Below are 18,105 nucleotides of genomic sequence, written 5' to 3'. Positions count from 1 at the left end.
TTGGAACAAAAGTAGGTTTATTTTTTCTTTTAAGATAGCAATTCGATACCTTTGTCGCTGACAAAACTCAATCTACACCATGGAGATCACCTTAAAAGGCGACAAGGAATTTGAAGATATTCCGTCACTTAAAACTAAAGCACTTCGTATAAACCTCAATGAAAATATATACGGAACTTTTGCGGAAATTGGTGCAGGACAGGAAACTGTACGTCAATTTTTTAGAGCTGGTGGTGGCTCAGGAACCATTGCTAAAGCCATGTCAGCTTATGATAAGGATTTCAGTGATGCCATTTATGGTATTGAAGAAGATGGCCGTTACGTGACAGAAGCACGCTTGCGTAAAATGTTGAATCATGAGATAAAACTTATTGAAGAGCGCTTGTCCAGGGATAAGCATCCTAATAAAATGTTTTTTTCATACGCCAATACTGTGGCTACCATTGATTTTGCCAAGCAATACAAAGGCCATGGTTGGGTAGGAATTAGATATCAGATTGATCAGGACAAACCTTACAATGAAATCATCCTGCATTTACGTTTTAGAGAGAACGATGCAAGACTTCAACAGGAAACATTGGGCATTTTAGGCACCAATCTTATTTATGGTGCGTATTACAAATACAATGAACCAAAAAAATTGTTGCGCTATTTATATGATCATTTAGATAAAGATCAAATAGAAATCGATACCATAAACTTTTCAGGTCCTGCGTTTGAAAATGTAGATAACCGATTGATGAGTTTGCAATTGGTGAAAAATGGTATGACGGATGCCGTGATGTTTGCGCCAGATGGCAATAACGTGCTTCCTGCAAAAATACTTTACAAGAAAAACATCTTGGCACTTCGCGGTAGTTTCAGACCCGTTACCAAGGTGAATATTGACATGTTTCAGAAATCTTATGAAATGTTCGTCAAAGAAAACAAGGTCGATCCTAACAACACCCAAGTTGTATTTGAGATCACCCTTTCAAATTTAAGAGCTGAAGGCGAGATCGATGAACAGGATTTCATGGACCGCGCAAAATTATTGTGCTCCTTGGGCCACACCGTTCTCATCTCCAATTTCCAAGAATATTATAAGTTAGTCGAATATTTTTCCCAATATTCTAAAAACAGAATGGGATTAGCCATGGGTGTCAACAACCTAGTGGACATTTTCGATGAGAAATATTACCGTCATTTAAGTGGTGGTATTCTGGAAGCTTTCGGGAAACTGTTCTTTAAAGATTTACGCGTTTACCTTTACCCAATGGTTAATGAAGATGGGACACTTACGGATAGCGAAAATCTTAAAGTTCATCCGCGTATGAAAGAGTTGTATAAATTCTTTAAATACAACGGAAAAGTGGTAGATATAACGGATTACGATCCGGATATCCTGACCATCTTCTCAAGATCAGTATTAAAAGCAATTGCGGAGGGCGATCATGGTTGGGAAGCGATGTTACCACCCGGTGTTGCAAAAATCATCAAAGAAAAAAGCCTCTTCGGATTTGAAGCTGAAGAAGTTTTCAGAAACAAATAATAAAAAGACCCTAGCTTTAAAAGTTAAGGTCTTTTTTATGCAGTTATCTTCTTAGAAAATTATTCTAAAATTTGCTCGGTATGAATTTTAGCCTTCACTTTATCAATCACCTTTTCAATCATTCCATTTTCATCAATTACAAAGGTGACGCGATGGATGCCATCAAAAGTGCGGCCCATAAATTTCTTTTCGCCCCATACTCCAAATGCCTTAATGACGTCCTTGTCCTCATCGGCCAATAATGGATAAAGGAAATCATATTTTTCTTTAAAATTGGCTTGTTTTTTCTGGCTGTCAGCGCTCACGCCTAAAATCTCATACCCTTTCTCTTTTAATTCTTTGTAATGATCTCTTAAATTGCAAGCTTCTGTAGTGCAGGTTGGGGTATTGGCTTTAGGGTAGAAAAAAACAACTAACTTCTTTCCTTTATAATCGGCCAAAGTCACCGTATTCCCTTGATCGTCTTTCGCTGAAAAATTCGGAGCCTGGTCTCCTGCTTTTAATTTGGTCATAACTGTTTTAAATTTGATATTTGTAAAAATACAACTAATGACTAAGCAAGAAAAGGTAGAATTTGTTATAAATACGTTAAACCAACTGTATCCGACCATCCCATTGCCTTTAGACCATAAAGATCCTTATACCCTTCTAATTGCCGTATTATTATCTGCACAAAGCACTGATGTTCGCGTCAATCAAATAACGCCGTTACTATTTGCCAAAGCTGACAATCCGTATGACATGATCAAATTGTCAGTTGAAGAAATAAGAGAAATCATCAAACCTGTGGGATTATCGCCCATGAAAAGCAAGGGCATTTATGGTTTATCCCATATTTTAATTGACAAACACAATGGACAAGTGCCTAAAACTTACGAGGCTTTGGAAGAATTACCCGCAGTGGGCCATAAAACCGCTGCGGTGGTATTGTCTCAGGCGTTTGGTATTCCCGCATTCCCGGTAGACACGCATATTCACAGATTAATGTACCGTTGGAATTTTACCAACGGCAAAAATGTAATTCAAACTGAACGCGACGCCAAGCGGCTTTTCCCTAAAGACGTTTGGAACGATTTACATTTACAAATAATTTGGTACGGCAGGCAATACAGCCCTGCACGAGGTTGGAATCTCGAAAAAGACATTATCACTAAAACGATAGGACGCGCAAGTGTGCTCAAGGACTATTATAAAAAACATCCACAGGTTAACCCTGACTTGTAAACTTGCTTACACAAAAAACTAATAAATAGAAAGCATAAAAACGTCCCGATAAGCTAATTCTCGGGACGTTCTCAATCTTAGTTTAGGAGTGCTTTAAACTTCCATTTATGACAATGAATAACAGTTAAAGCCTTTGAATAATTCAGAAGAAGATCAATTGTTTCCTCTTTTGGATTTAGATTGACGTTTTTTTGGGGATACTGAGCGTAAAGTTTTGCCATTATAGGAATTTTTGTTGGGTTATATTCCTATTAACGCAGTTAATTTAACTTTAGTATGTTTAATTTGTCAGAACGATGTTTTTCTCGTCAATAAGTTTCCTTAAATTGATTAGGGCATAACGCATTCTCCCCAGAGCTGTATTGATACTGACGCCTGTTTTTTCGCTAATTTCCTTAAAACTCATGTCACTGTACATCCGCATCACCAAAACATCTTTTTGATCTTCAGGCAATTCCTGAATCAGACGTCTGAGGTCAGATTCTATTTGCTCTTTAATCATGCCTTTTTCAGCATCTAATGCAGAGTCACTCAATACAGAGAAAATACTGAATTCTCCTGTATTATCAAATTTGGGCATGCGGTTACTTTTACGGAAGTGGTCGATGACCAAATTATGCGCAATACGCATCACCCAAGGCAAAAACTTGCCTTCTTCGTTGTATTTTCCAAGTTTAAGAGTTCCAATGACTTTGATAAAGGTATCCTGAAAAATATCTTCAGTAATATCTCTGTCATATACTTTAGAATAAATAAAACTGTAAATCTTTTGTTTGTGTCGGGTGATCAATACGGAGAGTGCTTGCTCATCTCCTTTGATATAATTGCTCACTAAAACAGCGTCTGTGATAAGTTCGTGTTTCATAATAATTACTTTAAATGCTAGGAATGCATCCTGGCTTGGGGTTAATCTATATAAAGTAATTGTATGAAATAGGCGACGGTTTTATTTGAAAGTTTGGGGTCAAATATAACAATAATGCTTATTATAAAGCAAAAATTCAACCTAAACTTTAACATTTTATTGCACAATAACTTTATTTTAGGACTGCTTGAGATGTAGTATCTTTGCATTCTTATATGCAAAATGGCCATGAACGTTAATCTTTCTGAAGTTAATCCGAAGCAAAATATCATTATAAAAGGTGCGAACCTCCACAACTTAAAAAATATTGATGTGGTGATTCCGCGCAATAAATTGGTGGTCATCACAGGGTTATCAGGCTCAGGAAAATCGAGTTTGGCATTTGACACTCTATATGCCGAAGGGCAGCGACGTTATGTAGAAAGTTTGTCCAGTTATGCTCGTCAATTTTTAGGCCGGCTCAACAAACCTAAAGTCGATTATATAAAAGGTATTGCGCCCGCCATTGCCATAGAGCAAAAAGTAAACTCTACCAATCCAAGATCAACCGTTGGCACTACAACAGAAATTTATGATTATTTAAAATTGCTGTTTGCCAGAATTGGTAAAACCTACTCCCCCATTTCTGGAGAATTGGTAAAGAAACACACCACGGCTGACGTTCTGAATTTGGTGAAATCGTTCGAAGAAGGCGAAAAACTATTGCTGTTAGCACCTATTAGTTTAGAAGAAGGCAGGACAATGACCGATAAACTAAAAGTCCTTCAGCAACAAGGCTACGCACGCGTTCAATACAAAAACGAAGTGCTACGGATAGAAGATGCACTGGAAACAAAACTTGGGAAAGATGTGTTTTTGGTCGTCGATAGAATTGTAGTTAAACATGAGGACGATTTTTACAATCGTTTAGCTGACGCTATTGAGACTGCGTTTTTTGAAGGCAAGGGCACGACCATTATAGAAGCGCTTTCAACTAACAAACAAACAGCCTTCAATAATAAGTTTGAATTGGATGGCATGACCTTTCTAGAACCGAATGTGCATTTGTTCAGTTTTAATAACCCTTACGGCGCCTGCCCTAAATGCGAAGGTTATGGTGATGTGATTGGCATTGATGACGATTTGGTCATTCCTAACACGGCATTGTCTGTGTATGAAAATGCAATTTTCCCTTGGCGTGGTGAGAGCATGAGCTGGTATAGAGATCAGTTGGTCAATAATTCCCATAAGTTCAATTTTCCTATTCATAAACCCTATTTTCAACTGACCGAAGCTCAAAAAGAATTGATTTGGGAAGGCAATAAGCATTTTGAAGGCTTGAATGGTTTTTTTGCAGAATTAGAATCGAAAGCGTACAAAATTCAAAATCGGGTGATGTTATCGCGCTATCGCGGGAAAACGAAATGTAGTAAATGTCATGGAAAACGCTTGAGAGCTGAAGCAAATTATGTAAAAGTTGGTGGCGTCACCATTACAGATTTGGTTACTTTACCTCTAGACAAGTTGATAATGTTTTTTGATGAATTAGAACTCAATGAATACGACATCACAATAGCCAAGCGCTTACTAAAGGAAATTTCTAACAGACTAGCTTTCCTCTCTAATGTAGGTCTCGACTATTTAACCCTAAACAGAAAATCCAACACTCTATCAGGTGGCGAAAGTCAACGTATCAATTTAGCTACTTCTTTGGGCAGCAGTCTGGTGGGCTCCATGTATATTTTAGATGAACCGAGCATTGGCTTACACCCCAAAGACACAGAAAAATTAATTGTAGTCCTAAAAGCATTGCGCGATTTGGGCAATACGGTAATCGTTGTAGAACATGATGAGGACATCATGCAAGCTGCTGATGAGATTATTGATATAGGTCCTGAAGCGGGCACGCTTGGTGGTGAGGTAGTAGCCGCCGGAACCTACGATGATATCTTAAAATCTGAATCCTTAACCGCCCAGTATCTCAATGGCAAACTAAAAATTGAAGTGCCAAAAAAACGTCGCACCTCCAAATATCACATTGATATTATTGGTGCCCGCGAACATAATTTACAAAACGTTGATGTAACCCTTCCTTTAGAAATGTTGACCGTTATTACTGGTGTTTCTGGAAGCGGCAAGAGTACTTTAGTTAAAAGTATTCTCTTCCCAGCGATTCAAAAGGAATTGACCGGATTTGGAGACAAACCAGGTCAGTTTTCTGAATTGAAAGGGAATTATAAGAACATCAAACATATAGAGTTTGTCGATCAAAATCCGATAGGGCGCTCCTCAAGATCCAACCCCGTTACGTACGTCAAGGCCTATGATGATATTAGAGCTTTGTTTGCCAACCAAAAACTGAGCAAGATCAGAAATTACCAAGCCAAACATTTTAGTTTTAATGTAGACGGTGGGCGTTGTGAAACTTGTAAAGGAGATGGTGAAGTGACTATTGAAATGCAATTTATGGCCGATGTACATTTAACTTGCGAAACGTGCAATGGAAAACGCTTTAAAAAAGAAGTCTTAGAAGTGACTTTTGAAGACAAAAACATTGATGATGTGTTGAGTATGACCATCGATGATTCGATTGCTTTTTTTGAAGCACATCAACAAACACGAACTCAAAGTAAACTGCAACCCTTACAAGATGTCGGCCTAGGCTACGTCACTTTAGGTCAGAGCTCCTCTACCCTTTCTGGTGGTGAAGCCCAGCGTATTAAGTTAGCCACGTTTCTTGGGAAAGGTAGCAAGAGCGATAATGCTCTGTTTATTTTTGATGAACCGACCACGGGGCTGCATTTTCACGATATAAAAAAGCTGTTGACATCTTTTCAAGCGCTGATAGCCCAAGGCCATTCTATTATTGTGATTGAGCACAATCTCGAATTGATCAAATGCGCAGATTACGTTATCGATCTAGGTCCTGAAGGTGGTGAAAGAGGCGGGAAAATTGTGGCAGCCGGCACGCCCGAAGAATTGGTTAAAAATAAAAACTCTGTTACCGGTAAATATTTGAAAGATAAACTTTAAATGTTAAGAGCTTAATAGAATAAAAATGCCATCAACCCCATGATGACAATGGCAAAAGGGAGGACAAGTGATAAAAACACAAAACTGATCATGTTTGTTTTGACAAAGCTTAACACCCAACCTTGTTCATAATACCGCTTCAATCCCACGTTTAAATAGAAAAATATAGAGAGTACCATTAAAGTGACTAACCATCCTGGAAAATTAGGCCATATTAAATTCCCGATTACAATCAGGGTTAACATGGCAAACACAAAGGCGAAAAAGTAGAAACTGAAAACTAGGTGATGTGCAAATCTGCCCTTTTTAAAATAGAATACTTTTAGAATCAGCGCGAAAATTGGCAACAGAATAAACATGGCCAAGGGGATGCTGTCCGTGAAGGTGTTAAATATGGAGCCTCCACTTTTACTTTTCATAAATTTAAGCACTTGCTTATACATCCGTTTTTTAAAAAAACCATCATCTGCCGTCATTCCCATTCCTTTATAAATATCTTGGTCAGAAGCACCAGCGCTAATCATGGAATCTATTTCCATTTCAGTAATTTTAAAATCTAGGAAGCTGCCGCCTGTACTCTGCTTTGGCTTTAAAATGTTAACGTCTGATGACCCCGCTAGTTCTTTATCCGGGATGGCATCGGACTTTTCAAAATCAAAATTTCCTTTCAGCTTTGTGCTACTGTCTAAAGAATCTTTATAACGTTCACTACGCTCAATATCCTTTTTAATTTGACTATCAATAATGTCGGCCTGATCTCGGCTAATAAAAGAAAATAGGAAGAAAAATATGATGGAAACAAACAAATACATTTGCGCAGGATGCAAATAAAGCAACCGTCTGCCTTTTACAAATTGTTGAGCCAGATAGCCAGGTTTGACCATTAAGGGAATAAAACTCTTAAAAAATCGAGCGTCTACAGAAAAATAATTGCTGAGTGTATTGTTAAAAAGAACCCCGAGTGTTAACTGATCATCCGTTTTTTGTCCACAATAAGGACAAAACGGATAATGACTGTCAAACTGTTGCAAACAATTTTTACATTCCGTAAGAGATCTTGACATGAATTCCTTGTTGGAGGTCTAAATGTAATAAAAAAAATAAGCCCTGATTATGGTTTCAACCAAAAATCAGGGCTTTGCAGTCATTATTTCGTGTCCAATGGAAGTCGTCTTTCCATTCAAAGTGTTACGCACTGGCAGTTAACACCTTTGAGTCGGCTTTATTAAGCTGCGCTTTTTCTTGCTGCGCTTGCTCTATGGCCATCTCCTTTCGGATTTGTTTAACCGTTTTTGTGCTCCCATCATGACTCCATCCTGGAGGGCCAAAGACATACATAAATTTATCCTTGAAGTTTTTAGACTTTTTCATGTCCTTCCAAATATCGGCATATTCATGGGTTAAAATCACCCAAATATTATAAGAATCTGGTGGTTGCGTTACCCCGTAGGCAATGTCTATGCTTTCGTCCAACGGTTTCCAGGTGCCAAAAATTCGATCAAAAACGTTTAAAATTCCCCCGTGGTTTTTGTCCATATACTCAATGTTACAAGCATGGTGTACTTGATGCATGGTATGGGTATTTAGAAACTTATCCAAAACCCCTAGTTTGGGTATAAATACGGTATGCAATTGAAATTGCCAAAGCGCTTCAATACCCAGACACACGACAAGCATCTCAGGAGGAAAACCAATGGCAACAATCCACACATAAAATAGAGGCTTATAAAATATCGTAAACCATCCGTTTCTTACTGCAGTTCCTAAATTAAAATTATCAGAGGAGTGATGAACAATATGCGCCGCCCAAAAGAACCGGACCATATGATTTTGTCGGTGGAACCAATAATATGAGAAATCATCACAGAGCATGCAAAATATCCAAATATACCAAGCATACCCAAATGATTCATACCCCATTATGTTGGTGCGAACCCCATCCACAATAGGATTAAAAAGATCATATACAAAACTAAATAATAGTATGACCGTAATTGTTTTGACCAAAGGCGCTATTACAGCAGAGCCAACACCCATGCCAAGACTGGAGATTAAATCTTTCCATTTGTATAAATCTTTGTGGTCGTGGGTTTTGCTATAGGTAAGTTCTAATAATATCAAACCCAAAAAGAAGGGAACCCCATACACTAGGGGATTTGTAAAATCCATATAATTATATAAAAAAAAGCTTAAAATTAAGGCCTAACGATTAAGTCGGAAAAGATAAGTAATAAATTTTGTGTTTATAGGTCGGTTATGGTTTATTTATGAAAAACCCTGCAGTTAAGGAACAATTTGCATTTCTTTTAAATAGAATTCAATGTTTTACAGTACTGTATTTTAAAACCCATCTTTTTACAAGAGGAAATGCTTTACACTCACTAAAACTTGGCTTCCATGAATATATTGCCTATGTTTACTTTTATAGTTTTTGAGACTTTTTATTGAGGTCTATCCTATCAATCTCTTAATCTAAATAGTATGTTATACATTATGATCATTTCAATAGTAGTCATTGTCGGCACTGCGATCTCAGCACAAATGTTTTTATTTCCAATTCGCAAATCTAAAATCATCTTCCTGAATTATTAAGCACTCGCGAGTGTGCTTCAGACAATCTTCTCAAATCTTGACAATTTTTTCACATGAATGCTCCGTACCTAAACTGGAGGTTCTAATTAACTCGTAATGCCAGATTTGTTGCAGCGAGATTGGGTACTTACATCAATTTATTTTCATTACTATTTTAAAAAATATACATCATGGCGAAAGCAAAAACTTTAAAAGCTCCGAAAAAAGATTTAAAAGCACTGAAACAAGAGAAAATTCAGTCGAAATTAGAACAAAAACAAACCAGAAAACGCAGATAGTTTTTATAAAAAACGTTTAGGAACATCCAACTGGATTTATAGCATCCCTCTTAGCACACTTGCCTAAGAGGGTTTTTTTTAGCGTCAAAAATCAAACAGTCGCTATATGCTCTTAAATCCATATGTTTAAAAATAAATTTCTATTTATCTTAAAAAGAGAGAAATACATCAATAAGCTAATTGTATTTAACATAATTTATGAAGATATTTTAAAAATTTTAACACCCGATTAAGCTATTAATTTAGTCTACAGCCCCATTTTGATTCGTACATATGCTAATCAACTTGTAGTTAAACCTTACTAAACTTCTTTATTTATGAACCAAATTTCAATGCCAGCAACAGCTGATTCGGCAGCAAGTCATAAAATAAAACATCTAATGCACCCAGAAGAATTTTCTTGTGATTCTATTCAAGTTTCAGAATTTGAATTCTCCACTGACACTTCTAAACGTCATCATATTGAATCTCCAAAAGACGGTCTCGTATTTATATTTAATTTAAAATCAGACATTCAATGCAGCTCGACATCGCGCAACGTTCAAATTAACTTAGGGAGCTTTCAAAGTATTATGATATCAGAGCATCAAAATATTCATCTTATTTATCCTGCGAAGGCCGATTATCACTTTTGCATTCTGACAGTTACTCATTTAGCAGACTTAGGCAATTTTAAAGCTAATTTTTTACATGCAAATTTCGATTCCAAAAGCAGTGATGAATGTTGGTATACAGGGATTCCTAACATCAAACTGTCCAACTTTATTTTTGATCTTATGAACTTAAAACATTCTACTGCAAACAATCAACATTTAATTATGGGATATGCCAACATTATCATTGGCTCAAAATTAGCAGAATTTCAACAATATACTGACGAATCACTCCAGCAAGTAGATTTAAAATCTGACGAAATTGATCGGATTCACGAATGTATTCAGTTCGTAAGGGAAAATTTCGCACAGCAAATAGATATTGATCTGCTATGCTTAAAAACAGCCTTGTCCCCACAAAAACTTCAAAAAGGTTTTAGAGAACTCTATGGCAGCACGGTTAACTCTTTTATTAAGGATTTCCGATTGGAAAAGGCCGAAGAATTAATGAGAACTACAGAAATGAATGTTTCTGAAGTTGTATATTCTATAGGGCTAACTAGCAGAAGCTATTTTTCAAAAATATTTAGAGAAAAGTATGCATTATCGCCGAATGACTATTTGAAAAAATTCAAATTTCAAAATGCATAAATGATAAGCCCTCATCACTTAAATTTCTAGGATAGGTGTTCTATTTGGCCTTATTTATAAAATCCGTTTTACTGATTTCATCTTGCATATTGTTAAAGAAAACCTCAATCAATCAACTTTGGGCGGTGTATAGGATTAGGACAACTATATCACAATACTCTTATAATCAGCATCATAACAATTTAATAAAGTTTTTGGCACATTGTTTGTATTGTGCTATTCGTAATAATTTAAAACAGACATTCATGAAAGGTTTAGCTTTACTTTTTACTGCAATGTTCCTAATTGGAATATCGGTACATGCAACTACCACCAACCTAACTAAAGACAATTCATACAGTAATGGTTTAAAAAAAGGAAATGGCAATTCTTTTATTTTTACTGAAGGTGGTATTGAATTTTCTGTATTCCCTGACGGCCAATTTGACTTCTACGCACCACATTTTGGTCCGGATCCTCACGTTTTTATGAATGCTGCTCGCATGCCGTTCAGCTTTAATTCTGGATATGATTACGGTCCTTACGTGCAATATGACGATTATGGAGCCATCGTACAAATTGAAAACATCCCCATATATTATGACTATTATGGGCGCATTACCAAAGCGGGAAATATTAACATTCACTACAACAGCTATGGCCATGTGAGGCGTGTGGGGCAATTACATGTATACTATGACCGCCATCACAGATTTTCCCATTATTCAGGCTATATCAACTCCTATAATCGTGTTTATGTCCCTAGACCCTGGCATCATTATTATGTAGTTCCGGCATATGACTATCGTGTGGTGTATGTACAGCCTTACAGACAGTACTACACGCCCGTGAGACATCACTATTACAGACCTTATGCGAATAACTATAGAGCACCAATAAAATATACGCCGCAACCGCGTCCGTATGTCAATAGTTCTGGCAGAAGAAATGCAGTGGCATCCAATGCGACTGATAGTGATCGTTACTTTCAGGAGGCTTCGCCAAGAAGAAGTACTTCAACAGCATCAAGAGGCAGTAACGCCATGACACCCAACACCACAGCAACGCGAAACATAAATGCAACAACAACCAATAACAGTTCAAGGAATATCCAATCGGCACGAGCTAGCGCTAACACAGAAGGATCAAGAAGAGGTGCAGAAACTAACTCTACCCAAAATACGAAGTACAGTAATCGCTCCGTTAATACACAAGAAGTGAGGCCAATAGAAAACACTACTGAAATCAACACTGCAATTCGAGGCGCATCACGACCGAACACGAAGACTAGAAGTATAGCAAATAGAGATAGAATAAATATCCCAGCAACCTCGGAACCATCGCGATCTTTAGACTCCCGATCGAATCAGAATAACAGTGCTGAAAGAAAACTAAACGCTGCTCCTTCACGTACAAATAATAGAGCGGAAAGTACAAGTAGAACTACAAATGCTTCGCAACAAAATAGCAGAAGGATTACCACGGCAGATAGACAAGTGTCTTCTACACGGTCTGGAACTACACGAGGTAGAGAAAAATAAAACCTACTATATATTTTTTGGTTGGTTAGTTGGAATGTCCTGCAAGTCGTATGCCCCAAAGCACCTTGCGGGATTTTCCTTTTTTTGCTAATACGAAGTTAGGCAACTCTCGAAAACCTAACATACAAATGAATTCTATAAAGAATCTAAATATTTTAGAAAAGTTGCAACCGTAAAGAATTTCAAATTAAGAGTGTAACCATTTACAAATTAGCACTATCATCTCTTCCTATTGAAATCTCAAATACTTTCGGATCAGTCTGCTAATGTCGTCTGAGACATTCAGTTTAAAGACGATTGCGACATATAACACAGTTATCACCACCGATTTTAAGCCGATATTGACGAGAGGATGAAATGGAAACTCCCAAAAATAAAATACCGCTACCATTACAATGAGCAAGGCCAATACTTTTCCTGTATCCGTATTAAAGGGCATCATATTAAATTTCAGTTTCACAAAGTATATTTTGATGGAATTATAAACCGTAACCGCTATAAAAGTGGCGAATGCCGCTCCGTTGATGCCGAATTTTGGAATGAAGAGCATGTTAAGTACCACCGTAAGAATGGTTAAAATAACCCCAAATAACAATACGACTCTATAATAATCACTATTAAATAAAATCACATTATTGCAGCCCATTAAGCAGTCGTACAGCTTCGCCAAACTCACCAGAAATACCACAATTAATCCACCGCTGAACTGTGAAGGGATGGTTTCATAAAGCGAATTTATATTCAATACAATGAGCAAAAAAATCAATCCGCCTATAATAAACAAAGTTTGGGAACTCCTCACATACAAATCCTCTAACGCCACTTTGTTTTTCTCATTTAAATACTTCGCCGTTAAGGGTTGTAGAATTTGTTGCATTGATCTTGACGGCACCACAATAACGGTAGCTATGTAAATGGCCACACCGTAATAGGCTACCTTTTCAATAGAAATATACATGCCCAGCATAAAACTATCCACATCTAAGATTACGGTGGCTATGGAGCCCGCAATGATAATTAAAACCGTGTATTTCAAAATCGGGCTCAACCGGTCAATTCTATGAAATTTGAATACTGGCAGTCTCACGCTGAAGGCATAAAACATCATAATTAACATTCGTAAGGCATACACTGCAATGACTCCAATTATGAAAGCATCTACCGTAAGCCACTCTAAATACACACAAAAGAGCAGCAGCATAATGCCCAGACGATGAAAAACTTCTTTAAGAAAATTTCCAAAAACCGTTTGCATCTGCGTCTTTGTCCAAGCAAAAAACACTTCAAAATAAGCCATCACGATAGCAGCAACATAAATATACCACACATAATCGCCAATAATCGGATTCTTTTGCGCCAGAAAATTCGAAATATTATCATAGGCAATAACGCCAATTAACCCTGTAGGTAAGATCAGTGCTAAGGGTAGAAACAGCATCAGAGTCAGGAAACTGTTGAGGGAATTTTTTGTTTTAAAGGTCGAATAGAATTTGACCATGGTATTATGCACACCAAACGCCATCAAAGGCATCATTATCGTGGCGGTAGATAACATAAAGGAAATGAGACCATAATGCATGTCAGAAATAAAAAACACATATAAATACAAGGTATTTAATGCACCAATGGCAAAACCAAGATACGTGGTGATGGTATTCTTAAAAGATTGGCTGGTGACTATTCCCATAGAATTTTAAAACTCGAAGATAAGAATTTTGAGTTGCTAGACAAGGGTCAGATGAGTTCCGCTAATTTTTTGGTAAGTACCTTTCTACTGTATTGCTGCAAGCCTATGGGATGTGTCACAAGTGATGATGCTTTATAATCCTTGAAACAGGAATCCAAATGGGTTTTTAATTCTGATGCTGCATCATATTCAAAGTACCGTCCCGTATTAGTTGATTTTAATATGCGCGCTACGTCAGTGTCGGGAGGCCCTACTGCAATAATAGGTGTTTCAGCTACCATGTATTCAAACAATTTCCCAGGAATGATGGCTTTGGTGTCTTCAGAATTAATTTCAATTAAGAGCAGCATTTGCGATTGCCTCTGATAAACTATAGCTTCTTGATGGGTGACATAGCCCACTACAGTAATATGAGTATCAGGAATATATTTCTGAATCCCCTGCAGCACATCATCACTTACCACCCCTATCAATTTTAATTCGAATGTATCACTGAATTCCTTCTGTTCTTTTATCAGCTCCCCTAACGCCTTCCAAAGTACCGTTGGGTTGCGTTCAGATAATAAGGAGCCAATATGTGCTATTGTAAAGTTTTGGTCCTTAATTGTATTAGGTAGTTTTTGGTGATCATAACCGTTGGTAATTACCGTAACAGGCTGATCGGATTTAGCAGAAAATTCTTTTTTGGTATTTTCACTCGTCACGATAATATGATCAGCGGTAGCTAACACTTCTTTTTCCATACGGAGGTGTTTTTGTGCAGCACTCGCGGTGAGTTTCAATTTTTTATGATACCCAATTGTGGTCCAAGGGTCTCTAAAATCAGCAATCCAAGTGACACCCAAAGTCGCTTTAAGCTGAAGGCCTATCAAATGCAAACTGTGCGGTGGTCCTGTCGTAATCACGGTTTTAATATTGTGCTGCTTGATATATTCCGATAAGTAGCTCACCGACGGTTTCACCCATCCTTTCCGGGCATCGGGTATAAAATAATTCCCTCTGACGTAGAGCATTAATTTTTGAATGGACGATTGTTTCTTTTCTTTTGGAATAACGCCAGAACTAATGGTTTTGGAAGCGTGCTTGGAGAACAATTCTGCCAACTTATAGGGTTCCCTTATAGGTTGTTTCAGAATTGTGACCTCTTCAGGAATTTCATTTAAAAGCGATTGATCCACCAAGGGATAACTGGGGTTTTCAGGAATATAGACTACAGGATGAATTCCGTAATCTGGCAGATATTTGACAAATTTTAGCCAACGTTGCACCCCAGGACCACCTGAAGGTGGCCAATAATAGGTAATGATAAGTGCTTTTTTTGGCATATTTTATTCCCACGAAAATTAGAAATCTTATGGTATGATTATCGATTATAAACTTTAAAGGGGCTCCTTGCGAGGCGCTTTACCATTCTCCAGAACTTGCTTACGTAAATAAAAAGCACCCACTAACATTAATAGTCCAAACAACGCACTACTGGCTAATGCAATAGAACTGCCTGTTTGGATCACTTGAGGTTCAAATTTAAATTCGATGGTATGTTCACCTTTAGCAACTGGCATGCCACGCAATACATAATTCACTCGGTAATGGGGTTGCAGTTCGCCATCAACATAGGCGCGCCATCCGTCACCATAATACACTTCAGAAAATACGGCAAATCCGTCGTTTTTATTATTAGAGTGATACTTTAAGTAATTCGGCTTATATTCTAATAATTCAATAGTTGCAGTGGAATCTGTGCTAAATTTCGCTGTAGTAAGATTATGAGTGGTGACAGCTTTTAATTTAGTGTCTAAACTATCTAAAGCAGTCATTTCAGCATTCGCAGAATCCATTTTTTCCAATTCAGAGATGAACCATGCATTGCCATTGGCATCTTCATTGTTATACGGAAAAACCCCACCTTTCTCATCATCCGCAATAATGTATTTCGTATTGAGCATATTCAATATGTTGATATTGTTTTGGGTGATATAGAAATTAAAAAGCTCATTATAACGTCCTAATTTAGCCGCATGATATCCACTAAGAGAATTGTGGAAATACGAGGCACGAGCGCCGCTTGAAGTTAAATCCAGAACTCTGTAATGCCCATCGTCCTTTAAGATCTCTAAATCGGCAATGTTAGCCTGATAAGGTTTGCTAACTTGCAATGGCGACACAAAGTTTTCATTGTTTACGTAACGTCGATCTACAGTAACCAAATCAAAGAGAATTAACCCAGCAAATACAATAACAAGCATATTTTGTGACAGCTTCTTCTTTAAGAACAACCATATGGCTCCTGCTGAAAGAAGTACCAAAATAAGTGTGCGCAATGTATCCGAAGTGAACATGGCTTTTCTGTCTGCTTTTAATGCGTCAACAAAGCTCTGGCCGTATTCCCCATACATTTGTCTATAGTAGCCATCATTAACGCCTACAAAATCAAAGGATCCTTTAAAAAGAAGAAATAGAATGGCTAGACCACCTGAGATTGCTGCAGCGATTTTTAGTGCTTTAAGCTTCGACTCCTCCTTTTCAAAATCATTAAACAAGTGGACCAAACCAAATATTGCCAAAATCGGAATACAAAGTTCTAATATCACCTGAATAGAAGTCACCGCCCTAAACTTATCGTACATTGGTATATAATCAATGAAGAAATCCGTTAAGAAGCCTAAATTTTTACCGTAGGACAAAAGTAGCGACATGACTGTACCACCAACAAGCCACCATTTTAAGCGCCCTTTTACCACGAATAATGCAAATACGAAAAGGAATAGTACCACAGCGCCTACATAAGCCGGAGCTTCAACAATAGGCTGACTTCCCCAGTAAGTCGGGGTGTGTTTTACTTCGCGTATGGCCTCTACTGGACTGGCTCCTATTCCCGTGTAAAACTTATACATTTCAGAATCCTTACCAACATCTTCACCATTACCACCACCCAAAAGCCTTGGAATAAATAAGTTGAAAGTTTCTAAAAAGCCATAACTATACTCTGTGATGTAGTCCTTATCCAATCCCGCGGTGACGGCCTTGGCAGTCCCATCAGGATTAATGCTTAATTCACTTTTACCTCGTATGCTTTCTTTAACATATTCTTGCGTGGCCATAATATTAGTTGCATTCATACCTATAGCTAAAACAACAGCTATAAACATAATGCCCACGGATTTGAAAAAATGTGGCAATAAGGCCTTTTTGTAAGCATCAAAAAGATAAACGGCACCCAATATTAAAACCAATAACAATAAGTAATAGGTCATTTGGTAATGGTTAGCACTCAGTTCCAACGCCATAGCTACTGTAGTCAGTAAAAACCCGACAATGTATTTCCGTTGAAACACGAGCAAAATTCCGCTCAAAACCAAGGGCATATACGCTATCGCATGCGCTTTACTGTTGTGACCAACACCTAGAATAATAATAAGATACGTTGAAAAACCAAAAGCTAAAGCACCCAACGCCGCTAATTTATAATTGACTTTTAAGGTCAATAACAAGATGTAAAACCCTATGAAATAAAGGAAAAGATAATCTGCTGGTCTGGGAAGAAAACGTAAAACAGAATCTAATTTTTTAATGTAGTTGTGCGGATAATGAGCTCCTAATTGATATGTGGGCATGCCTCCAAAAGCACTATTGGTCCAATAGGTTTCTTCACCTGTAGCTGCTCTAAAATCAGTTTGTTGTTTAGACATCCCGATATATTGCATGATATCACTCTGAAAAATTTGTTTACCGCTCAAAACTGGACTGAAATAAGCCAATGAAAGTGCAATAAACCCAATACTAATTAAAAAATGTGGTAAGAATCTTTTAAGTGAAAAAGCCATGAAGTCGTGCGATTGTTTGATTGGTGAAAATTAATCAATTTCTTCATAATCCACGTACTCCCCAACTTTTTTATCCGAAGTTTGACGTCGTTCAGGGATTTTATCGATAATTGTTTCTCCTTCTTTTGGATGATTTCTTTCTTCTTGTCTTGGCTGACCTGGTCCACTAAAACGTTCTTGCATTTTTTTAGACATATAACGTACCAAGTATGGCGCAAAAAGTCTCATAAGAATCTTAATGCCATACCAAACCAAAAGAATAATCAAAATGGTTCTTAAAAAACCTGTGAAGGACGCCATTTGCATAGTGAAAAGAAATTTTTTCCAA

At 37.4% G+C, this 18,105-nt stretch carries 13 protein-coding genes; 5 read left to right on the top strand and 8 right to left on the bottom strand.

Translation table 11 applies throughout. The features are described from left to right. Positions 1 to 79: 79 nt before the first annotated feature. Entirely contained in the window at positions 80 to 1,531 is a 1,452-nt protein-coding gene (locus ES711_RS03150) for a TonB-dependent receptor (protein ID WP_146889791.1), read from the top strand. 59 nt (positions 1,532 to 1,590) lie between these two features. Here the strand turns inward: ES711_RS03150 and bcp are convergent, their stop codons facing one another. Beyond that, positions 1,591 to 2,043: a thioredoxin-dependent thiol peroxidase gene (gene bcp, locus ES711_RS03145; protein ID WP_146889789.1), complete on the bottom strand. Its 453-nt coding sequence runs from the start codon at positions 2,041 to 2,043 to the stop codon at positions 1,591 to 1,593. 37 nt (positions 2,044 to 2,080) lie between these two features. Between bcp and ES711_RS03140 the strand changes: the two genes are divergently transcribed. Next, on the top strand, positions 2,081 to 2,755 hold the full coding sequence (locus tag ES711_RS03140; protein WP_146889786.1) for an endonuclease III domain-containing protein: 675 nt from the start codon (positions 2,081 to 2,083) through the stop codon (positions 2,753 to 2,755). Positions 2,756 to 3,035: 280 nt separating this feature from the next. Here the strand turns inward: ES711_RS03140 and ES711_RS03135 are convergent, their stop codons facing one another. Further along, positions 3,036 to 3,620, bottom strand: a complete 585-nt coding sequence (locus tag ES711_RS03135) for an RNA polymerase sigma factor (protein WP_146889783.1) — start codon at positions 3,618 to 3,620, stop codon at positions 3,036 to 3,038. A gap of 228 nt (positions 3,621 to 3,848) precedes the next feature. On the opposite strand from ES711_RS03135, the gene uvrA reads away from it, so the two are divergent. Next, positions 3,849 to 6,632 carry an excinuclease ABC subunit UvrA gene (uvrA, locus tag ES711_RS03130; RefSeq protein ID WP_146889780.1) on the top strand — a complete coding sequence of 928 codons (2,784 nt, stop codon included), beginning with the start codon at positions 3,849 to 3,851 and terminating at the stop codon, positions 6,630 to 6,632. An 11-nt stretch (positions 6,633 to 6,643) separates the two neighbouring features. Here uvrA and ES711_RS03125 read toward each other — a convergent pair whose 3' ends face one another. Then, complete coding sequence (locus tag ES711_RS03125) at positions 6,644 to 7,696, bottom strand: DUF3667 domain-containing protein (protein WP_146889778.1); 1,053 nt, start codon at positions 7,694 to 7,696, stop codon at positions 6,644 to 6,646. 124 nt (positions 7,697 to 7,820) lie between these two features. Next, a complete protein-coding gene (locus ES711_RS03120) occupies positions 7,821 to 8,801 on the bottom strand; it encodes a sterol desaturase family protein (RefSeq protein WP_146889775.1) in 981 nt (326 codons plus the stop codon). Positions 8,802 to 9,819: 1,018 nt separating this feature from the next. Here ES711_RS03120 and ES711_RS03115 point away from each other — a divergent pair. Then, entirely contained in the window at positions 9,820 to 10,746 is a 927-nt protein-coding gene (locus tag ES711_RS03115; protein WP_146889773.1) for a helix-turn-helix domain-containing protein, read from the top strand. A gap of 245 nt (positions 10,747 to 10,991) precedes the next feature. Continuing rightward, positions 10,992 to 12,266, top strand: a complete 1,275-nt coding sequence (locus ES711_RS03110) for a hypothetical protein (RefSeq protein ID WP_146889770.1) — start codon at positions 10,992 to 10,994, stop codon at positions 12,264 to 12,266. 229 nt (positions 12,267 to 12,495) lie between these two features. Here ES711_RS03110 and ES711_RS03105 read toward each other — a convergent pair whose 3' ends face one another. From ES711_RS03105 to ES711_RS03090, 4 genes are read right to left on the bottom strand one after another with little or no spacing between them, the layout of a single operon-like run. Then, positions 12,496 to 13,953, bottom strand: coding sequence for an MATE family efflux transporter (locus tag ES711_RS03105; RefSeq protein WP_146889767.1), 1,458 nt, complete (start codon positions 13,951 to 13,953; stop codon positions 12,496 to 12,498). Between the two features lie 47 nt (positions 13,954 to 14,000). Then, the gene (locus ES711_RS03100; protein WP_146889764.1) at positions 14,001 to 15,278 is read right to left on the bottom strand and encodes a glycosyltransferase family 4 protein; all 1,278 of its coding nucleotides are present in this window, start codon (positions 15,276 to 15,278) and stop codon (positions 14,001 to 14,003) included. 54 nt (positions 15,279 to 15,332) lie between these two features. Beyond that, on the bottom strand, positions 15,333 to 17,777 hold the full coding sequence (locus ES711_RS03095) for a YfhO family protein (RefSeq protein ID WP_146889761.1): 2,445 nt from the start codon (positions 17,775 to 17,777) through the stop codon (positions 15,333 to 15,335). A 30-nt stretch (positions 17,778 to 17,807) separates the two neighbouring features. After that, positions 17,808 to 18,077, bottom strand: a complete 270-nt coding sequence (locus tag ES711_RS03090) for a DUF4834 family protein (protein WP_246139108.1) — start codon at positions 18,075 to 18,077, stop codon at positions 17,808 to 17,810. Between the last annotated feature and the right edge of the window lie 28 nt (positions 18,078 to 18,105).

It is taken from the genome of Gelidibacter salicanalis (assembly GCF_007997285.1).
Lineage (GTDB): Bacteria > Bacteroidota > Bacteroidia > Flavobacteriales > Flavobacteriaceae > Gelidibacter > Gelidibacter salicanalis.
The sequence above is the reverse complement of the archived record's forward strand: the minus strand, read 5'-3'. Positions and strand labels throughout refer to the sequence as shown.